The sequence below is a fragment of the Pseudomonas sp. AC136 genome, from assembly GCF_979258585.1.
This window is the reverse complement of record NZ_OZ409865.1, coordinates 2,799,574-2,815,914: the sequence shown is the minus strand read 5'-3', so window position 1 is coordinate 2,815,914 and position 16,341 is coordinate 2,799,574. Positions and strand designations below refer to the sequence as shown.

The 16,341-nt window shown below is 60.6% G+C and carries 14 protein-coding genes; 7 read left to right on the top strand and 7 right to left on the bottom strand.

What is annotated here, in order from left to right:
- Positions 1-3: 3 nt before the first annotated feature.
- Positions 4-744 carry a SapC family protein gene (locus ACZZZU_RS12700; protein WP_122491971.1) on the top strand — a complete coding sequence of 247 codons (741 nt, stop codon included), beginning with the start codon at positions 4-6 and terminating at the stop codon, positions 742-744.
- 241 nt (positions 745-985) lie between these two features.
- Complete coding sequence (locus tag ACZZZU_RS12695; protein WP_463550783.1) at positions 986-2,566, top strand: DUF2235 domain-containing protein; 1,581 nt, start codon at positions 986-988, stop codon at positions 2,564-2,566.
- A 52-nt stretch (positions 2,567-2,618) separates the two neighbouring features.
- Here the strand turns inward: ACZZZU_RS12695 and gpmI are convergent, their stop codons facing one another.
- Complete coding sequence (gpmI, locus tag ACZZZU_RS12690; RefSeq protein ID WP_463550782.1) at positions 2,619-4,154, bottom strand: 2,3-bisphosphoglycerate-independent phosphoglycerate mutase; 1,536 nt, start codon at positions 4,152-4,154, stop codon at positions 2,619-2,621.
- Positions 4,155-4,363: 209 nt separating this feature from the next.
- Between gpmI and ACZZZU_RS12685 the strand changes: the two genes are divergently transcribed.
- The 3 genes from ACZZZU_RS12685 to secB are packed head-to-tail and all read left to right on the top strand — an operon-like array spanning position 4,364 to position 5,569.
- Positions 4,364-4,777 carry a rhodanese-like domain-containing protein gene (locus ACZZZU_RS12685; protein WP_122491968.1) on the top strand — a complete coding sequence of 138 codons (414 nt, stop codon included), beginning with the start codon at positions 4,364-4,366 and terminating at the stop codon, positions 4,775-4,777.
- Position 4,778: 1 nt separating this feature from the next.
- Complete coding sequence (grxC, locus tag ACZZZU_RS12680) at positions 4,779-5,033, top strand: glutaredoxin 3 (RefSeq protein ID WP_122491967.1); 255 nt, start codon at positions 4,779-4,781, stop codon at positions 5,031-5,033.
- A 47-nt stretch (positions 5,034-5,080) separates the two neighbouring features.
- Positions 5,081-5,569: a protein-export chaperone SecB gene (gene secB / locus ACZZZU_RS12675; RefSeq protein ID WP_122451596.1), complete on the top strand. Its 489-nt coding sequence runs from the start codon at positions 5,081-5,083 to the stop codon at positions 5,567-5,569.
- Between the two features lie 144 nt (positions 5,570-5,713).
- Here the strand turns inward: secB and ACZZZU_RS12670 are convergent, their stop codons facing one another.
- From ACZZZU_RS12670 to ACZZZU_RS12650, 5 genes are all read right to left on the bottom strand, one after another.
- Positions 5,714-7,783 (bottom strand): EAL domain-containing protein, encoded by a 2,070-nt coding sequence (locus ACZZZU_RS12670; RefSeq protein ID WP_122491966.1) that lies wholly within the window; start codon positions 7,781-7,783, stop codon positions 5,714-5,716.
- A gap of 64 nt (positions 7,784-7,847) precedes the next feature.
- A complete protein-coding gene (locus ACZZZU_RS12665) occupies positions 7,848-9,662 on the bottom strand; it encodes a molecular chaperone (RefSeq protein ID WP_463384071.1) in 1,815 nt (604 codons plus the stop codon).
- Positions 9,663-9,890: 228 nt separating this feature from the next.
- Positions 9,891-10,748 carry an archaetidylserine decarboxylase gene (gene asd / locus ACZZZU_RS12660; protein WP_463550781.1) on the bottom strand — a complete coding sequence of 286 codons (858 nt, stop codon included), beginning with the start codon at positions 10,746-10,748 and terminating at the stop codon, positions 9,891-9,893.
- Between the two features lie 34 nt (positions 10,749-10,782).
- Positions 10,783-11,601 (bottom strand): rhodanese-like domain-containing protein, encoded by an 819-nt coding sequence (locus tag ACZZZU_RS12655; protein ID WP_463550780.1) that lies wholly within the window; start codon positions 11,599-11,601, stop codon positions 10,783-10,785.
- Between the two features lie 48 nt (positions 11,602-11,649).
- Positions 11,650-13,170, bottom strand: coding sequence for an HDOD domain-containing protein (locus ACZZZU_RS12650; protein ID WP_463550779.1), 1,521 nt, complete (start codon positions 13,168-13,170; stop codon positions 11,650-11,652).
- A gap of 131 nt (positions 13,171-13,301) precedes the next feature.
- Between ACZZZU_RS12650 and motA the strand changes: the two genes are divergently transcribed.
- Both motA and motB read left to right on the top strand, forming a co-directional pair.
- Positions 13,302-14,153 (top strand): flagellar motor stator protein MotA, encoded by an 852-nt coding sequence (gene motA, locus ACZZZU_RS12645; protein ID WP_463384068.1) that lies wholly within the window; start codon positions 13,302-13,304, stop codon positions 14,151-14,153.
- Between the two features lie 3 nt (positions 14,154-14,156).
- The gene (motB, locus tag ACZZZU_RS12640; RefSeq protein WP_463550778.1) at positions 14,157-15,218 is read left to right on the top strand and encodes a flagellar motor protein MotB; all 1,062 of its coding nucleotides are present in this window, start codon (positions 14,157-14,159) and stop codon (positions 15,216-15,218) included.
- A 48-nt stretch (positions 15,219-15,266) separates the two neighbouring features.
- Here the strand turns inward: motB and rsgA are convergent, their stop codons facing one another.
- Positions 15,267-16,298, bottom strand: a complete 1,032-nt coding sequence (gene rsgA / locus ACZZZU_RS12635; RefSeq protein WP_122491960.1) for a small ribosomal subunit biogenesis GTPase RsgA — start codon at positions 16,296-16,298, stop codon at positions 15,267-15,269.
- Positions 16,299-16,341: the final 43 nt, after the last annotated feature.

The window sequence follows — 16,341 nt, the reverse complement described above, 5'->3', positions numbered from 1 at the left end:
TGCATGACCACCTTGTTGCTTTACAAAGACATCAAAGCCCTTAACCGCGACGAGCACAAAAGCCTCAAGCTCGCCGGCCTCAACAACAGTGAATTCGCCGCCAGCACCCACCTCGTTCCGCTGGCCGGCCTGGAGTTTTTCCAAGCCGCACGTCACTACCCAATCGTATTTATCGGCGAAGGCGAAAACGCCATGCCAATCGCCTTGCTGGGCCTCAAAGAAGGCCACAACGGTTACGTCGGCGCCGACCAGCAATGGGCCGAAAACACCTACATTCCTGCCTTCGTGCGTCGCTACCCGTTCGTGCTGGCCCAAGACGGCGCTGAGAACTTCACCGTGTGCTTCGACGCCGCCTACCCAGGCTGGAACGAAGCCGAAGGCCGCGAGCTGTTCACCACCGAAGGGCAGAACAGCGAATTCCTCGAAGAGATGATTCAGTTCCTGCAAAACTTCACCGCCGAAATGGAGCGCACCCGTCGTTTCGTCGCCAAGCTCAACGAACTGGAATTGCTGGCGCCGCGCTCGCTGAAACTGAGCCACACCAGCGGCGAGTCGTTTGTGCTGAGCGACTTCCTGGCCGTCGACGAAGAGAAATTCCTGGCCTTGGCCGACGAGCATGTTCTCGATCTGCACCGCTCGGGCTTCCTCGGCTGGATCTACGCCCACCTGACCTCGCTGGGCAACGCCAACCAACTGTTCGTGCATTACCTGGCCAAGAAAGCCGGCGAACAAACCAAGCACTGATACTGCTTGGGATGTAAAGAAAACCGGGCGTTGAGCCCGGTTTTTTTATGGGCGTTACCCTGGTTTTTTCGTCGCGCATTCGCGGGCAGAACAATCCTCGGGGAAAGCCGCGCTCAGAGTGATCCTGCTTATTTTCAACACCATTGGCTCCAACCTGCTCCCTGCCCAATGGGCCGTCTGGCAATGCCCTGCGGCACCGAGGCAAAGGACAAGTTGTTGAGGTTAATGGAGCAAAATCCGCATGAATTTTCCCCTCGAAAGCCTTCGGGCAACGTCGTCAGGTTGGTTGAACGAAGACCGCGCTAGTGGCGCTGAGCCGATGTTTACGCCGGCCGCCGCGCCAAACGCTTCGCCGAACGTAGCGTCGCAAAACGCTTATCCCGCACCGGGACTGCGCGAAGCTCCATCGGACCACCCCGTTACGTTGCACCTGGGCTTGTTCTTCGATGGCACCGGCAACAACAAGCTCAACGCGGCTACCGTGCAGTGCCTGGCCAGCGACGCGAACGTGGACCCAGAGGCTGCGAACGCCCTGCACGCGCTCGGATACAGCGACGATGGCGCCGCGCCAGACAACAGCTATGGAAACGCCCCGAGCAATATTGCGCGCCTGTATGACCTGTATCCCAATCATGCCGAGGAACCGCTTCCCGCCGACGCCGAGACGGCGTATCTGTCGGTGTATATCGAAGGCATCGGTACCCGTAGCGGTAAATCCGATTCCCTATTCAGCGAATGGTCGGGCCGCGGCAGCACGGGTGTTCTGGCTCGCGTGGAGCAGGTTCCGACGTTGGTGGTCGAGCAAATGCGCAGGCTGCGGGAAAAGAATCCGGGGCTGGTCATTCGCGACATTGCCGTCGACCTGTTTGGCTTTAGCCGGGGAGCCGCGGCAGCCCGCCACTGCGCCAACGATTTACGTAAAGGCCCGGCGTCTGCGCTGGCCCGTTTCATACCCGCCGGCTCGGCGCTGCTGCCTCTGGCGTTTGACTGGCGTATCGGCCACGACCTGGCGCTGAACTTCATCGGTTTGTTCGACACGGTCGCGCACATTTCCGAACCGCTGCTCATCGCCTTTAGCGCGCCAAGTGCCGACAATGCCGGGGTCCCGTTGCAACTGCCGGTGGGCTGCGCCCGCTCCATCGTGCAGCTGGTAGCGGACGACGAATACCGGCAGAACTTCGCGCTGACGCGCACGGGCAATGACGTAGAGGTGCCCGGCAGCCATTCCGATGTGGGTGGGGGTTACCGGCCCGTCATGACGGAAAGGGTGCTGCTGAGTAAACCGGATAGCAGCTGCTGCCCCGTCACCACCGCCAATGAACGCAGCCCCGCCTGGCAACGTACGCAGGCCCAATTTGAGCGCACCCGAGCGCAGTGGTTGTGCTATTTCGCGCCCGAAGAATTGAGCGTCGTGACGTGGAATGTACCTGTGCCTAGGCGGGAAAACGGGCAAGTCGCGCAAAAACGCGTATACGCCGCCTTGCTCGGTACCCGGCAGGTGCGCGGAGAGTTATCACTGGTATACCTGCGCGCGATGCGGGCAGCGGCCGAGCGTGTAGGCGTGGCGTTCAAGCCCATCACCGCGCCGGGCCTCGTCCTCCCCGAAGAACTGCACAACATTGCCGAGAAGCTAGAGGCCTATGTGCTGGGCGAAGCTGGAGCGGGACTGTGCGATGCGGAGTACGCGCTACTGCGGCGCCACTACATTCATCTTTCAGCGAATTGGAACGCAGCGCTGGGGCGGGGTAACAGCGATCTCGACGCGGTCTTTGTGAACCGCCCCGCCGAAGGCAATCAGCGGGTGAGTTATGGCAACGAATAACGCGCTGATGCTGGCGTCGCGTCGGCGATCGACGCGACGCCAGCGAGCCCCTTTACTGCAATACGACGATGCTTTCCCCAGTCATTTCTGCAGGCTTGGGCAAGCCCATCAAGGTCAACATAGTCGGCGCCACGTCGGCCAGCACGCCGCCTTCACGAATCGTCAGCGCGCGTTTGCCCACGTAAATGAAGGGCACCGGCTCACAGGTGTGGGCGGTGTGCGCCTGGCCGGTGCTTTCGTCTTCCATTTGCTCGACGTTGCCGTGGTCGGCAGTAATCAGCGCTTCGCCACCGACTTTATCCAGCGCGGCGACGATACGGCCCACGCATTCATCCAGACACTCCACAGCTTTTACCGCCGCCGAGAACACGCCGGTGTGGCCGACCATGTCGCCGTTGGCGTAGTTGACCACGATGACGTCGTAGCGCTGCTGCTCGATGGCTTCAACGATGCGGTCGGTGACCATGGGCGCGTTCATTTCCGGCTGCAAATCGTAGGTCGCCACTTTTGGCGAGGGGATCAGAATGCGCTCTTCGCCTTCAAACGGTTCCTCGCGGCCGCCCGAGAAGAAGAACGTAACGTGTGCGTATTTCTCGGTTTCAGCGATGCGCAGTTGGGTTTTGCCGTTCTTCGCCAGGTATTCGCCGAGCACGTTGTCCAGGCTGCTGGCAGCGAAGGCGATGGGCGCTTTGATGCTGGCCGCGTATTGGGTGAGCATGACAAAGCTCGCCAGTTTTGGCGCACGGGCGCGGGAGAAGTCAGCGAAGTCTGGCTCGACAAACGCGCGGGTCAGTTCGCGGGCGCGGTCGGCGCGGAAGTTCATAAACACCACGGCGTCGCCGTCTTCAACCTGGGCGGGCGCGCCAATGCGGGTGGCCTTTACGAACTCGTCGCTCTCGCCACGGGCGTAGGCCGCTTCGAGCGCGGCATGAGCGTTGGCCGCTTCGAATTCGGCCTTGCTGTCGACGATCAGGCTGTAAGCCTGCTCGACACGGTCCCAGCGGTTGTCGCGATCCATGGCGAAGTAGCGGCCAATAATCGTAGCGGTGCGGCCTTTGCCGAGCTTGGCAAAGGTGTCGTCCAGCAACTGCAGCGACGGCTCGGCGCTTTTTGGCGGCGTGTCGCGGCCATCAAGGAAGGCATGCAGATAGATTTTTTCCGCGCCACGCTGGGCAGCCAGTTCGGCCATGGCCACCAGATGATCTTGATGGCTGTGAACGCCGCCGTCGGAAAGCAAGCCGAGAATATGCACCGCCTTGCCGGCACCGACGGCCGCATCAACGGCTGTGACCAGAGCTGGATTGCTGAAGAAACCGCCTTCGCGGATGGCTTTGGTCACGCGGGTGAAGTCTTGGTACACCACGCGGCCGGCGCCGAGGTTCATGTGGCCGACTTCCGAATTGCCCATTTGGCCGTCCGGCAAACCGACATCCATGCCGCTGCCGGAAATCAGCCCGTTGGGCTGGGTGGCGCGCAAGTGGTCGTATACAGGGGTGTTGGCGGCGTAGATGGCGTTGGACTCGGGGCTGTCACTGTGACCGAAGCCATCGAGGATGATTAGCACCAGTGGTTTGGGCGTGGCAGTCATTATCCGGCTCGCTTTTGGCAATGGGAGATCGAGGTTTTACCTGAGGAAATGCGGTGAAGGATTGTTCACCCGCGTATTAGTTTTCCGTCAGGCTAAAAAGGTTCGGCATTTTAAAGCGAAGTTGGCGGCTACGTCACCGCTGGACGGGGTTTGGCCACCCTTGGGGGCTGTGTATACTGGCCGACATTTTGCCGTTCTGGGACATATTGATGCTCGCTCACCTGATTGAATTTGCTACCAACCACTACGTGCTCAGCAGTATTTTCGCGGTGCTGCTGGCATTGCTGATTTTCACCGAATTGAGCAAAGGCGGCGCCAGCTTGAGCACGCGTGAGCTGACCGCGCTGGTCAACCGTGACGAAGGCATCGTGCTTGATGTTCGCCCTAACAAAGATTTCGCCACCGGGCATATCGTCGGCGCGGTGAATATTCCGTACGACAAAGTGGCCACTCGCGTTGCCGAACTGGAGAAGTACAAGGCGAAAACCCTCATCGTGGTCGACGCCCTGGGCCAACACGCCGGCGCCGTCGCCCGCGATCTGAAAAAACTCGGTTTCAATGCGGCCAAGCTGTCTGGCGGAATCTCCAGCTGGCGCAGCGAAAACCTGCCAGTGGTGAAGTGATATGCCTGCCGTCATCGTTTATTCCAGCGCCTGGTGCCCGTACTGCATCCGCGCCAAACAGTTGCTCACCAACAAAGGTGTGGCGTTCGAGGAAATCAGCGTCGATGGCAAGCCTGATGTGCGCGCTGAAATGACCCGCAAAGCCCGCGCCACGTCCGTTCCGCAAATCTGGATCGGCACCACCCACGTCGGTGGCTGCGACGACCTCTACGCCCTAGAGCGCGCCGGCAAGCTGGACGCGCTGCTCAAGGGTTAACGTCCCGAACGAATCTGTACGCACTTAACGATAAGAAGGTTTTGCACATGACTGATCAAGTGACCAACGAAGGCGCTGCTCAAGGCGCTGAAAACCCACAATTCTCCCTGCAACGCATCTACGTGCGCGACCTGTCGTTCGAAGCACCGAAAAGCCCGGAAATCTTCCGTCAGGAATGGGCGCCAAGCGTTGCCATGGACCTCAACACTCGCCAGAAAGCGCTGGAAGGTGACTTCCACGAAGTGGTGTTGACCCTGTCGGTTACCGTTAAAACCGGCGAAGAAACCGCTTTCATCGCTGAAGTGCAGCAGGCCGGTATCTTCCTGATCAAGGGCCTGGACGCCGCGTCCATGAGCCACACCCTCGGTGCGTTCTGCCCGAACATTCTGTTCCCGTACGCGCGCGAAACCCTGGACAGCCTGGTGGTTCGTGGTTCGTTCCCGGCACTGATGCTGGCCCCGGTTAACTTCGACGCCCTGTACGCCCAGGAACTGGCCCGTATGCAGGCCGAAGGCGCAGGTGCTGCTCAGCACTAAGCGATGCCGATACAAAAAAGGCGCCCCGAGGGGCGCCTTTTTTGTTTGAACAGATCGAGACCATCGCGGCCGACCAGACCGGCAGCCCCCGCAGGAATCGAGGTTTCCCTATAGGAGCGGCTTTAGCGGCGATGCTGTTTAGATTTACTCATCGCCCGCCGCGAAGTCGTAGTCCATCGACTGACTCGGACCCTGCAAGTAGTAACCCTGGATGTAATTCACGCCCGCCTGCCACAACGTGGCGAGCACGCTGGCGCTTTCCACGAACGGCACGATGGTCAGCTTGGCTTGCGCGTGCAGGCTGCTGAGCAGGGTTTTCAGCGCTTCCTGAGCGTCGGCGTTGCTCAGGTCCTGAGAGAACGAGCCGTCTACTTTGACGAAATCGACGCTCAGGTGCTTCAGCGTGTTGAACGGGTTGAGCGCACAGCCGAACTGGCTGAGGGCGACTTTGCAATGCAGTTCCGCCAAGCCCTGAGTCAGCGCTTTGGCCTGTTTCAGGTAGGTGGTGGCATCCGGTTCGCTGAGCTGGAACGCCAGCGCATCGGACGGCAAGCGGGCGGCTTTGAGCGCCACGCTCAGCCACGGCAATAGCGTCTGGTCTTGCACGCTGGCTTGCGACAGGTGCACGAACAGGCAGGTGTTGTGGCCTTTGGAGCGGTGGTCGGCGAGCAGCTTGATGGAGTTGAGGATTACCCAGCGATCAATCTTCTCGGCCAGGCCCGCGTCGCGCGCCGCCTCGAGGAATTCGCCGGGCGGCACTTCAACGCCTTGCGGGTTGAGCAGGCGCAGCAGCACTTCGTAGTGCTCATTGCTGTCGCCGCGCAGGCTGATGATCGGCTGGAACAGCAGGCGGAAGCTGTTGTTTTCCAGCGCCTGCTGAACCATGGCGACGATGTTGCCGCGATTCGCCGCAGCGGCCAATTCCTGGGCCGGGTTGTAGAGCTTGATGGCGTTGCCATCGCCCAACTCGTCGGCGCAGCGGTGGGCGCGGTCGATCACTTCCTGCGCTTTTGGCGTTTTCTCATTGAGACCCGCCACGCCGATAGACAGGCTGGTTTGCACCGTGCGGCCGCTGACGTCGAACATGTGCCCTTCGACTTTTTTCAGCAGGGCGGCAAGCTCGCCTTGCGCCTGTTCCGGCGTCTTGCCCGGTTGCAACACGGTAAATACGTCGTCACCGAAACGGGCCAATTGCGAGTCATCACTGAAGTGCTCGCGCAGCAGGTTGGCCAGATCAGTGAGCAGCAGGTCGATGCCCGCCAGCCCGGTTTCCGCTAGCAGGTTGCTGTAGCGGTCAACGCGGATATAGCTGAGCGTGCCCGGTTGGCCGGCGTTTACCGCGCGCTCGGCGGCGGCGTCCATCAGCTCAATGAAATGGCTGCGGTTGAACAGGCCGGTGACCAGGTCCTGGCTGCTGATTTCACGCAGCTTTTCTTCCAGTTCGGCGTTGCCGGTTTCGGCGCGAATCACTACCTGAATGCACGGTTCGCTGTCGTAGGTGGCGGGCGAGAAACTCATGCGCGCCTGGAAGGTCTGGCCGTTGGCTTTTACGCCGCTGCACGTCAGCTCGGCGCTGCCTTCGGCGCTCTGGTAGTTCTTGAGGAAATCTTTGAAGTTGGCGTGATCGCAGCCGGAGATCAGATCGATCATCGGCATGCCTTCGAGCTCGTCGGCATCTTCGTAATCGAACAGCTTCAGGTACGCGCGGTTGGCGTAAATGTGCATGCCGTCGTGAACGTAGGTGATCGCATCCACCGAGCTGTCGAGCAGCAACTGGCAGCGTTTCTCGGCTTCGCGCAGGGCAATTTCCGCGACGCGGCGGCCACGACGTTCTTCGAGGTTGGCCAGCTCACGGTTGGCGACCAGAATCAGGCGCTCGTCTTCACCTTGCGGCAAGGCGTCTTGCGCGCCGAGCGCGAGGGCTTCGGTGATGGCGTCGGGGTCGTTGTCCGCGGTGAGCTGAATCAGCGGAATGTCTTTGGCCTGGCGGCGAATCGCATTGATCGCTTCGCTGGGGTCGAGGTTTTCACTGCTCGGTGCGGCAATCAGCAGATCCCAGCTTTGCTGGAGTGCGGTAGCCAGGTCGTCACTGGACGTCAGACGGTGCACGCGCGTGGCGCGACCGGCATTGCGGAACAGGCTGACGAGACGCTCGGCCTCGTTCTGCGAGTCCTCGAGAATCAGCAGCCGGATGGTTTTCTTTTCGATGGCCATGGCGTGTGCTTAGACTGCGCCGAACGGGCGCGAAAAGGCGACAAAAGGGGGTGTGCGGCGCAATCTACAGTGACTTCCAAAGTGAGTCAAAGTCTTCCTCGCCGCCCGCGCTTTGGGTTTTCGGCGCTGTGACCGGCTTCCCTTGTTCGGGGGTCGCCTGCTCTACAACGCGGTACTCGAACTGGTTAAAACTGCCGGTGCTGGTTTGCTTGCGACTCAGCACCGCGCGGCGTTCTTCGCCGTTCAAATTGATTTGAACCTTGTTGCCTTCCTGGAATGGCAAGCGCGCCGTAATGACGGTGGCGGGCCGCGAAATAGCGCTGATTTCCGGCAGCAGCAGCGCACGCAGGTATTGGCTGTTCTGATCCGCTTTACGCAGCAGTTGCAGGCCGCACGGCTGGGCGTGCGGCGCGATCAGCTCAATGCCCATTTGCGTGCCGCCACCGCGCACTTGGCGAATCCAGCGCACCAGCGCCACGCTCCAGCTCTGCTCGGGCGAATCTTGCACACCGAGTAGCTCGCCGGCTTGCAGCTGGCTGGGCACTTCTTTCGGCCAGCTCAGGCAATAGCCGCCGGGGCTGTGGTTGACGATGGGAAGCTCGAAGGTCGCGTAGTTGTTTTCTGCCGCGCCTGTGGCGGACTCGGCTTCACCCGCCGGTCGTTGGTATTGGATTTCTTCGTGGGGCAGGCCACCGTTCCAGTCCACGTTGGCTTGCGCGTCGAAGGCATTGCGCCAGATGTCCTTGGCGTCGGCATTGACGGCTTTGAAGCTCGCGGTCTGACGTTCTTCCTGGCGCTTGAGCACTTCGTTGAATGGCTTGCCGCCGGCCAGGAAAAAATGCAGAGCGCTCATGCCCAAGCACAGTCGCAAGCTGCCGTGGCCGGCGTTGCGTTGGAAGGTGCGTTCGGCGATGTCGCCCCAGGCCGAGCCGAGGTGTTGCAGCAGGTCGATGCTCATGCCTTCGGGCACCAGCAAGCGCGACGTTGCACGGTTCTCGGGCTCCATCATCAGGTGCTCTTTGATCGCATCCACCAACGGCTGCGGATCAATGCCGAGCAAGCTTTGCAGTTCGTTGTCATGGAACAGCGATTTGTAGCGCGGCGGGCCGTCGACCTGCGAGGGCACGGCGAATAGGCTGCCGGGTTCGTCCGCCGCCTGAAGGTGCACCATCGAGCTCCACGCGCCGAGCACTTCAGCCAGCTTCGCGATGCCGTTCTGGCGCATCTGGTTGGTGCGCGCGCAGCCTAGCAGCAGGGCAATCAGGTAGGTCTGTTCGACGCTCAGCCCTTTGGTGTGCAGTGCCATGTCGTCGCGCACGACGATGGTTTGCAGCGCACTGTTTTGGGCAATTTGGTAGAGCTTGTGCAATTCCAGCCAGAGCCCTTCGGGTACCGGGCAATATAACTGGCTCGCGCGAATCAGCGGGCCGCACAAGCAGTGGCAGGCACGTTGAATGGCGATGGTCAGAAGCTGCATCTGGTTGCGCTCGCGGCTGTTGCGCGGCGCTTCCTGGGAGACGATCAGTTTGTAGCCGGCCGCGAGATGGTTTTCCAAGGCCTGGCAAAGGTTGGCCACTTTGCGCGGACGCTCATCGAGCACGATGGCCTGATTGAGGAAGTGACGTTCCAAATGCTTGCTGACGAAATAGACTTCAGCACGCAACAGTTCAAGCAGCTGCAGGCGATTTTCGGCAGGGGTGATGAGTTGATTGAGCTCGACCAGGCATTGATAAAGCTGGCGGGCTGTTTCGCCCAGATTGGCCTTCGGCAGGCCGGCGATCCAGCGTTTGAGATCGCGAGGGCTGGAGTCACAGAACGAAAGTTTCTGCTGGTTTGGCGTCGGTACACGTAGCAGCAGGTGGGGATTCTGTTTATCCATGTAACTCGTAATCCATCTGGCTGGACACTCCTGCGCACGGTGGCGTGGCGAGTCGATCTGAATGTCGGTTTTCCGAACTCTAGCAGCATCTTGCCATACCCGCAGCCAATCGGGGGTATGGCCAAGATGGCGTTTTGCCTTTGCCGGTCGAGGTTTGTTAGGCGTCAGACCTCAAGCCGGACTCAGATGTTCAACGGCACTGCACGGGGCTCGTGCCGTGCACGCATTTCAGCGTGCGTCGGCCAGGCGCTCGCCCATGCGCGTTGCGCTGCCGGCAACCATATGTTCGGCCCACTTAACCTGGTTCGGCCCGAACAGCACGATGGCCGTGGAGCCCAGCTTGAAGCGGCCCAGTTCAGCGCCTTTTGCCAATTCAATGGGGCCGCGCGCCGCTGCGTCATAACGGGTGGTTTTCAGCAGGCGTGTCGGTGGCGCAACCTGGCCGGCCCACACCGTTTCGATGGCCGCAACGATCATCGCGCCCACCAGCACCACCGCCATGGGGCCGCGCTCGGTGTCAAAAATGCAGACTAAGCGCTCATTGCGTGCAAACAACTCCGGCACGTTTTCCGCTGTGGTCTGGTTCACCGAGAACAGTCGCCCCGGCACGTAAACCATTTCCTTCAAGGTGCCTGCCAGTGGCATGTGCACGCGATGGTAATCCTTGGGCGACAGGTAAATGGTGGCGAACTCGCCGCCCATAAAAGGCGCTGCACGTTCAGCCTCACCGCCCAACAGTTCCACGGCGCTGAAGCTGTGGCCTTTGGCTTGGAACAGCCGGCCGTGTTCGATCGGGCCAAGCTGGCTAACGGCGCCGTCGGCAGGGCAGAGCACCGCGCCAGGGGTTTCGTCCAATGGCCGTGCGCCGTCTTTCAACGCGCGAGTGAAGAAGGCGTTGAAGTTTTCGTAGGCGGTCGGGTCTTCTACCTGCGCTTCGCTCATGTCCACTTGATACTGGTTGACGAACCACTTGATGAGCGGATTTTTCAGCCACTCAGCGCGGCATTCGGCAATGCAGCCAATGGCCCGCGACAGCAGGTGGTGGGGCAGCAAGTATTGGCTGAGGATAAACAAACGATCTTTCATGGATGTTCCTAAACGTTGAATAAGTAGCCGAGGTTTACACCTCGATTGGCGTATCCGGCAGATTGCCCCACTCGCCCCATGAGCCGGCGTATGCCTTCACTCGCGGATAGCCCAGCGCCTTGGCCACCAGGTAGGTGAAGCCGGAGCGGTGATGGGTTTGGCAGTGGGTGATGATTTCTTTGTCTTTGCTCAGCCCGAGGCTTTCCAGGATGGCGGGCATGTCTTGGCGAATGCGCAGGGCGCGGGCCTGGTCCATGCCGGCGGTCCACTCGAAATTCACCGCGCCGGGAATGTGGCCGCCGCGTGCTGCGACAACTTTCTCGCCGCGGTATTCCGACGGCGCACGGGCGTCCCAGATGCCAAGGTCGGCACTGCCCAGGCGGCTTTGCAGGTACTCGCGGGTGGCGGTTGGGGCCTCGTGAATCTGCACGGCACCCGGCGCTTGTGTGGTCGGCGCCGGGGTGTCGGTGCTGAGTTCAAGTGCTTCCGATTGCCAGGCCAGCAGGCCGCCGTCCAGGTAGTGGTATCCGCTGTGGCCGATCACATCCAGCAACCAGATGAAACGTCCGGCCCAACCGCCGCCTTCATCGTCATACACCACATAAACGGCGTCGGGGTTGTGCCCTAGTTCTGCGAATAACGCTTGCAGCTGCGCGGGTTCTGGCAGCAAACCTGGCGCAGGCGGTTGGCCGAGTTGCGTGCGTTTGGGGTCGACGAAGCGCGCGCCCGGAATGTGCCCTTGGGCATAGCGCGCAGCGCTGGTGAGGTCGACCAGAATCAGCTCGGGCGCAGCGAGGCGCGAGGCGAGTTCAGCGGGTTCGATGACCAGCGGCAAACCAGTGAAGGCGGACATGCATGGCCTCCGGGCCAAGTGGATAGGGGGCAAATTGTAGCGGAAAGGCTAGCGCCCGCGTTTGGCAAAGCTGGCCAAGGCGCGTTCGATGCATTGCGATATTTTGCCAAACGCCTGCACGCAGGGCTCGCTCAGCGGCGTGCCTTGCTGGTCGACGACCAGAATCATCACCACCTTGCCGTTGTTGGCCAGCGAGCGCAGCAGGGTGTGCTCGCCGGGAAACAGGGCTTTCAAGGTTCCGGGCAATAAGGCCGAGAATTGAGCGATGTTGTCCGGGCTCAAGCGCAGTTGCCCTGGCTGCGAAAGCAAACGTTTGAGCACTTGGCTCTGGGTGGCATCGAGAGTCAGCGCTTGCGCTTCTTTGGGCAGGCCGACGATCTGCTGCGTCACCAGGCGCGTTTGCGTTTTATCAGCCAACAACACCAGCGCGCGGCTCATGCCGCAAGCGTCCAGCGCGTCGCGAATGCAGGCGGTCAGTTGCAACAGGTTGGCGAAGGCGCTCGGTTCGCGCAGCAGCTCACGGCAGTACTGTTGCCACGCGGGCGAGGTGTCCTTCGGCGGCGGCGCGGGTTCAGCTATGGCTTGCAGGTGACGGGCATCCCACGGCCAGAGCAGGGCATGAGCCGGGTGCCATAAATCGGTTCCGGGAAATTGCCGCGCACTGGTGACTGCTTGTTGGTGCGTCAGTTGCTGAAGATCTGCCAGCGGCAGCTGCAAATAAAGCGCGGTGATGCGCTGCCAACGCAAGCTGTGCGGGCAGTCCCAGGCTTGGTGGGAACTCAGCGCTAAAGCATTGGCAAATAAAATGGTGTTGCCCGGATGCGTCAGCCAGCGCGACAGCGCCGGGTCGGCGTCGAGTAACTGTTGCTGATGCAGCGGCTCTTGATTATTACGTGCGATGTGAAGCGCTTTCGCCAGCAGGCGGCGATCGGTCGCGAGCAGGCGATACGCTTGGATGATCCATTCCGGCAGGCGCCACTGCTCAGCAAGTGCCAGGCAGAGCGTGGGTAGCGTGACGCCGAACAGTTCGCGCTCGACCTTGTGGGTCGGCTCGCCCTTGCCGAGCACCCGCTGTTCCCATTTATCCACCAGCTCGGGATGCGCCGCCGCCAGCGGCCAGAGTGGCGACAAAAACAGCAAGCTGCTCCAGTGGATTTCCTGCCACAGCCGCGCCAGGCGATTGGCAAACAAACCGCTGGCCTGCTGCGAGGCGTGCTGACTGATGAGCTGGATTTGCCGGAGTGCCTTGGGGATTTTTTCCTCGGCAATCACCGGCAACATATTTAGAAGGTCTTCGGTGCGCTTCAAACCCAGGCGCGTGATGGCGATTTCGAGACTCTCCGCCGGCTCGCTCAAGCTGTTGTTGCTTCGGTTGGCTTCACGCAAAACCAACAGGGCAAGCGAGGGGCTCGCTTCGATCACATTGGCGACATCGCGCAACGAACTGCTGCTATTAAGCAGGGAACGCCGAACCCGTTCGTGGGTCGTCGCCAGTATTGGCAGACGAACACTGTCGAGGTGCTTAAGCCAGGTTTTCAGGCTTGATGGTACGGGTGGCAAGGTCGGCATGTTGTTGTGAGCCCATTGGCTTTTAACCTTAACTGGCTATAGTCTGGCGTATAAGTTCCGATAATTAGAAGGGGTGATTTTTATGCCCCTCTCATTGGCTGCGTCTTCCTGACTTTCTAAGTAATCCTTATATGGCAAAAATCATCGGCATCATCGTTGTGTTCGCGTCGGTACTGGGCGGGTACGTTTTATCCCACGGTAAAATCGCGGCGCTTATTCAGCCCTTCGAGGTGATGATTATCGGTGGTGCGGCATTGGGTGCGTTTCTGCAAGCCAACCCCGGCAGCACCTTCATGTCAGTGTTCAAAAAAGCACTGAAAATGTTCGGCAACCGTTTTACTCACGCTTTCTATCTGGAAGTGTTGAGCATGCTTTACGAGATCCTCAACAAGAGTCGCCGCGAGGGCATGATGGCCATCGAGGCCGACGTTGAAGACCCCGCCGCCAGCGCTATTTTCAGCAAATACCCAGGCCTGCTCAAAGACGCCGGCATGACCGCTTTTGTCTGCGACTACTTGCGCATCATGTCGTCCGGCAACATGGCCCCGCATGAACTCGAAGGCCTGTTCGACATGGAATTGGGCAGCCTTAAAGAAGAACTCGAACACAACTCCCACGCCGTAACCCGCATCGCCGACGGCTTGCCCGGTTTCGGTATCGTGGCAGCGGTACTCGGTATCGTGGTGACCATGGCCCTGTTGGGGCAGGTTGAGCAATCGGCCTTGGGCCAACACGTGGGCGCGGCGCTGGTGGGTACGTTCCTCGGTATTCTCGCCGCGTATGGCTTCTTCGGACCCTTGGCCACTTGCCTTGAGCACGATGCCAAGGAAGAGCTGAACGTGTACGAAGCCATCAAGGCTTCGTTGGTTGCATCGGCCTCGGGCATGCCGCCGTCGCTGGCGGTGGAGTTCGGCCGTAAAGTGTTGTTCCCGGCGCATCGACCCAGTTTCAGCGAGCTGGAACAAGCGATTCGCGGTCGCTGATAGATGGACAACAACCAACCCATCATCGTTAAACGCGTCAAGAAATTTGCCGCCGGCCACCACGGTGGCGCATGGAAAATTGCCTTCGCGGACTTCGCCGTTGCCATGATGGCGTTCTTCCTGGTGCTGTGGCTGATGTCCTCGGCCACGCCAGAGCAGAAGAAGGCCATCTCCGGTTATTTCCAGGACCCCGTCGGTTTCAGTGAAAGCGCCAGCCCCTATGTGATTGACCTGGGCGGCACGCCAACGCCGGCGCCGGACAAAACGCTCAATCCCGACGTGAAAGACGCCAAGGCTGCCACCGACACCGCGTCCGATACCGAAAGCGATATTTCTCCGAGCGAAACGCAAGCGGAAAACATCGCCGAAAAACTGGAAAAAGAGCGCCTGGAACTGCTGCTGCAAGAACTGCAAAATAAGGTCAACGAGAACCCGCAGTTGCAGCGCTTCAAGGATCAGATTCTGTTCGAGATCACTCAGGACGGCCTGCGCATTCAGATCATGGACGCCGCCAACCGACCGATGTTCGACAGTGGCAGCGCGCGCTTGCAAACGTACTTCGAAGACATCCTCATCGCCATGGCGGACACCATCAAGGCGGTGCCTAACAAGATCAGCGTCAGCGGCCACACCGATGCCAAGCCGTTCGTAGGCCGTGGTGATTACGGCAACTGGGAGCTGTCGGCCGAGCGCGCCAACGCGGCGCGGCGCACCTTGGTGGCAGGCAGTTACCCGGAAGAGCAAATCGCTCGCGTGGTCGGCTACGCCTCCTCGGCGCTGTTTGATCGCGAAGACCCCATGAACCCGGTGAATCGTCGGATCGACATCATCGTGCTGACCAAAAAGGCTCAGCGCGCTATTGAAGGCGAGCAGGGCGGTGAAGAGGGTGAGGCGCCGCCAGTCGAAGGCGCTCCGGCCGTACCCGGCGCAGCGCCTGCGCCTGGCGCCTCTCCCGCGCCGACCGGAACCGCGCCCGGCGCGCAAACCTCGCCAGAGCAATTTCGCGAAAAGCTCAACGTGTTTGATAACGGTGCGTTGCGCGTGGATCAGGCGCGGGAAAACTGAGTGCCGAACCCAACGTAAAAGGCCGCGTATCGACGCGGCCTTTTTGTTTCAGTAATCCGACTCGGGAAGGGTCGAGATAATGTGCCGATAGCTCGCCATTCGCTGCGGCTGGATGCGCCCGTCTTCCAGCGCTTTGAGCAGTGCGCAGCCCGGCTCGCGGTCGTGCTTGCAGTCGCGGAAGCGGCATTGGCCCAGCAGGTCGTGGAACTCGATAAAGCCGGCTTCGACGTCATCGCGGCTGACGTGCACCAAACCAAATTCGCGAATGCCCGGCGAGTCGATCAACTCGCCGCCGTTGGGGAAGTGGAACAAGCGCGCCGTGGTCGTGGTGTGCGTGCCCTTGCCAGTCAGCTCGGACAGCGGGCCGACGCGGGTGTCGACTTCCGGCAGCAAGCTGTTGACCAGCGACGACTTGCCCACACCTGACTGCCCCACAAACACGCTCACGTGTCCATCCAGCTCGGCCTGCAACAACTGCATGCCGTTGCCGTGGTGGGCGGATACTTCCAACAACGGATAACCCAACTGCCGATACACGCCGAGCAGCGCGTTAAGCGCCACGGCGTTTTTATCATCGATCAGGTCGGCTTTGTTGAGCAGCAGCAACGGCCGAATGCCGGCGTGTTCGGCTGCTACCAAATAGCGGTCGATGAGGTTGGCGTGAGGTTCGGGCAGCGGCGCGAAGACGATGACGATCAGGTCGACGTTAGCGGCCACCGGCTTCAGCTGGCCGCGGGTGTCGGGCCGGCACAGTTCGGTGTGACGGGGCAATTGCGCCACGATCACGCCGATGCCCTGGTTGCCGGCGCGCCACACCACTTGGTCGCCGGTCACCAGCGTTGGCAGGTTGGCCCGTAGGTGGCAGCGGAAAACCTGTCCGGCCAATTCGCCGTCACGCGCCTCGACTTCAACTTGTACGCCGAAGTGCGCAATCACCAGTCCCACCTGCTCGGGGCCGAGATCGCCGCCTTCCAGTGCCTCCAGTGATTGCGACTCCCGCTTGGCGGCGCGGGCGGCGCGCTCGCCTTGAATCTTCTCGATGCGCCAATTTTGACGACGGTTGAGCTGGCGTTTGGCCATGGGACTTCCGATTAAATAAGCAACAAATTGGCGAGCGCGAGCT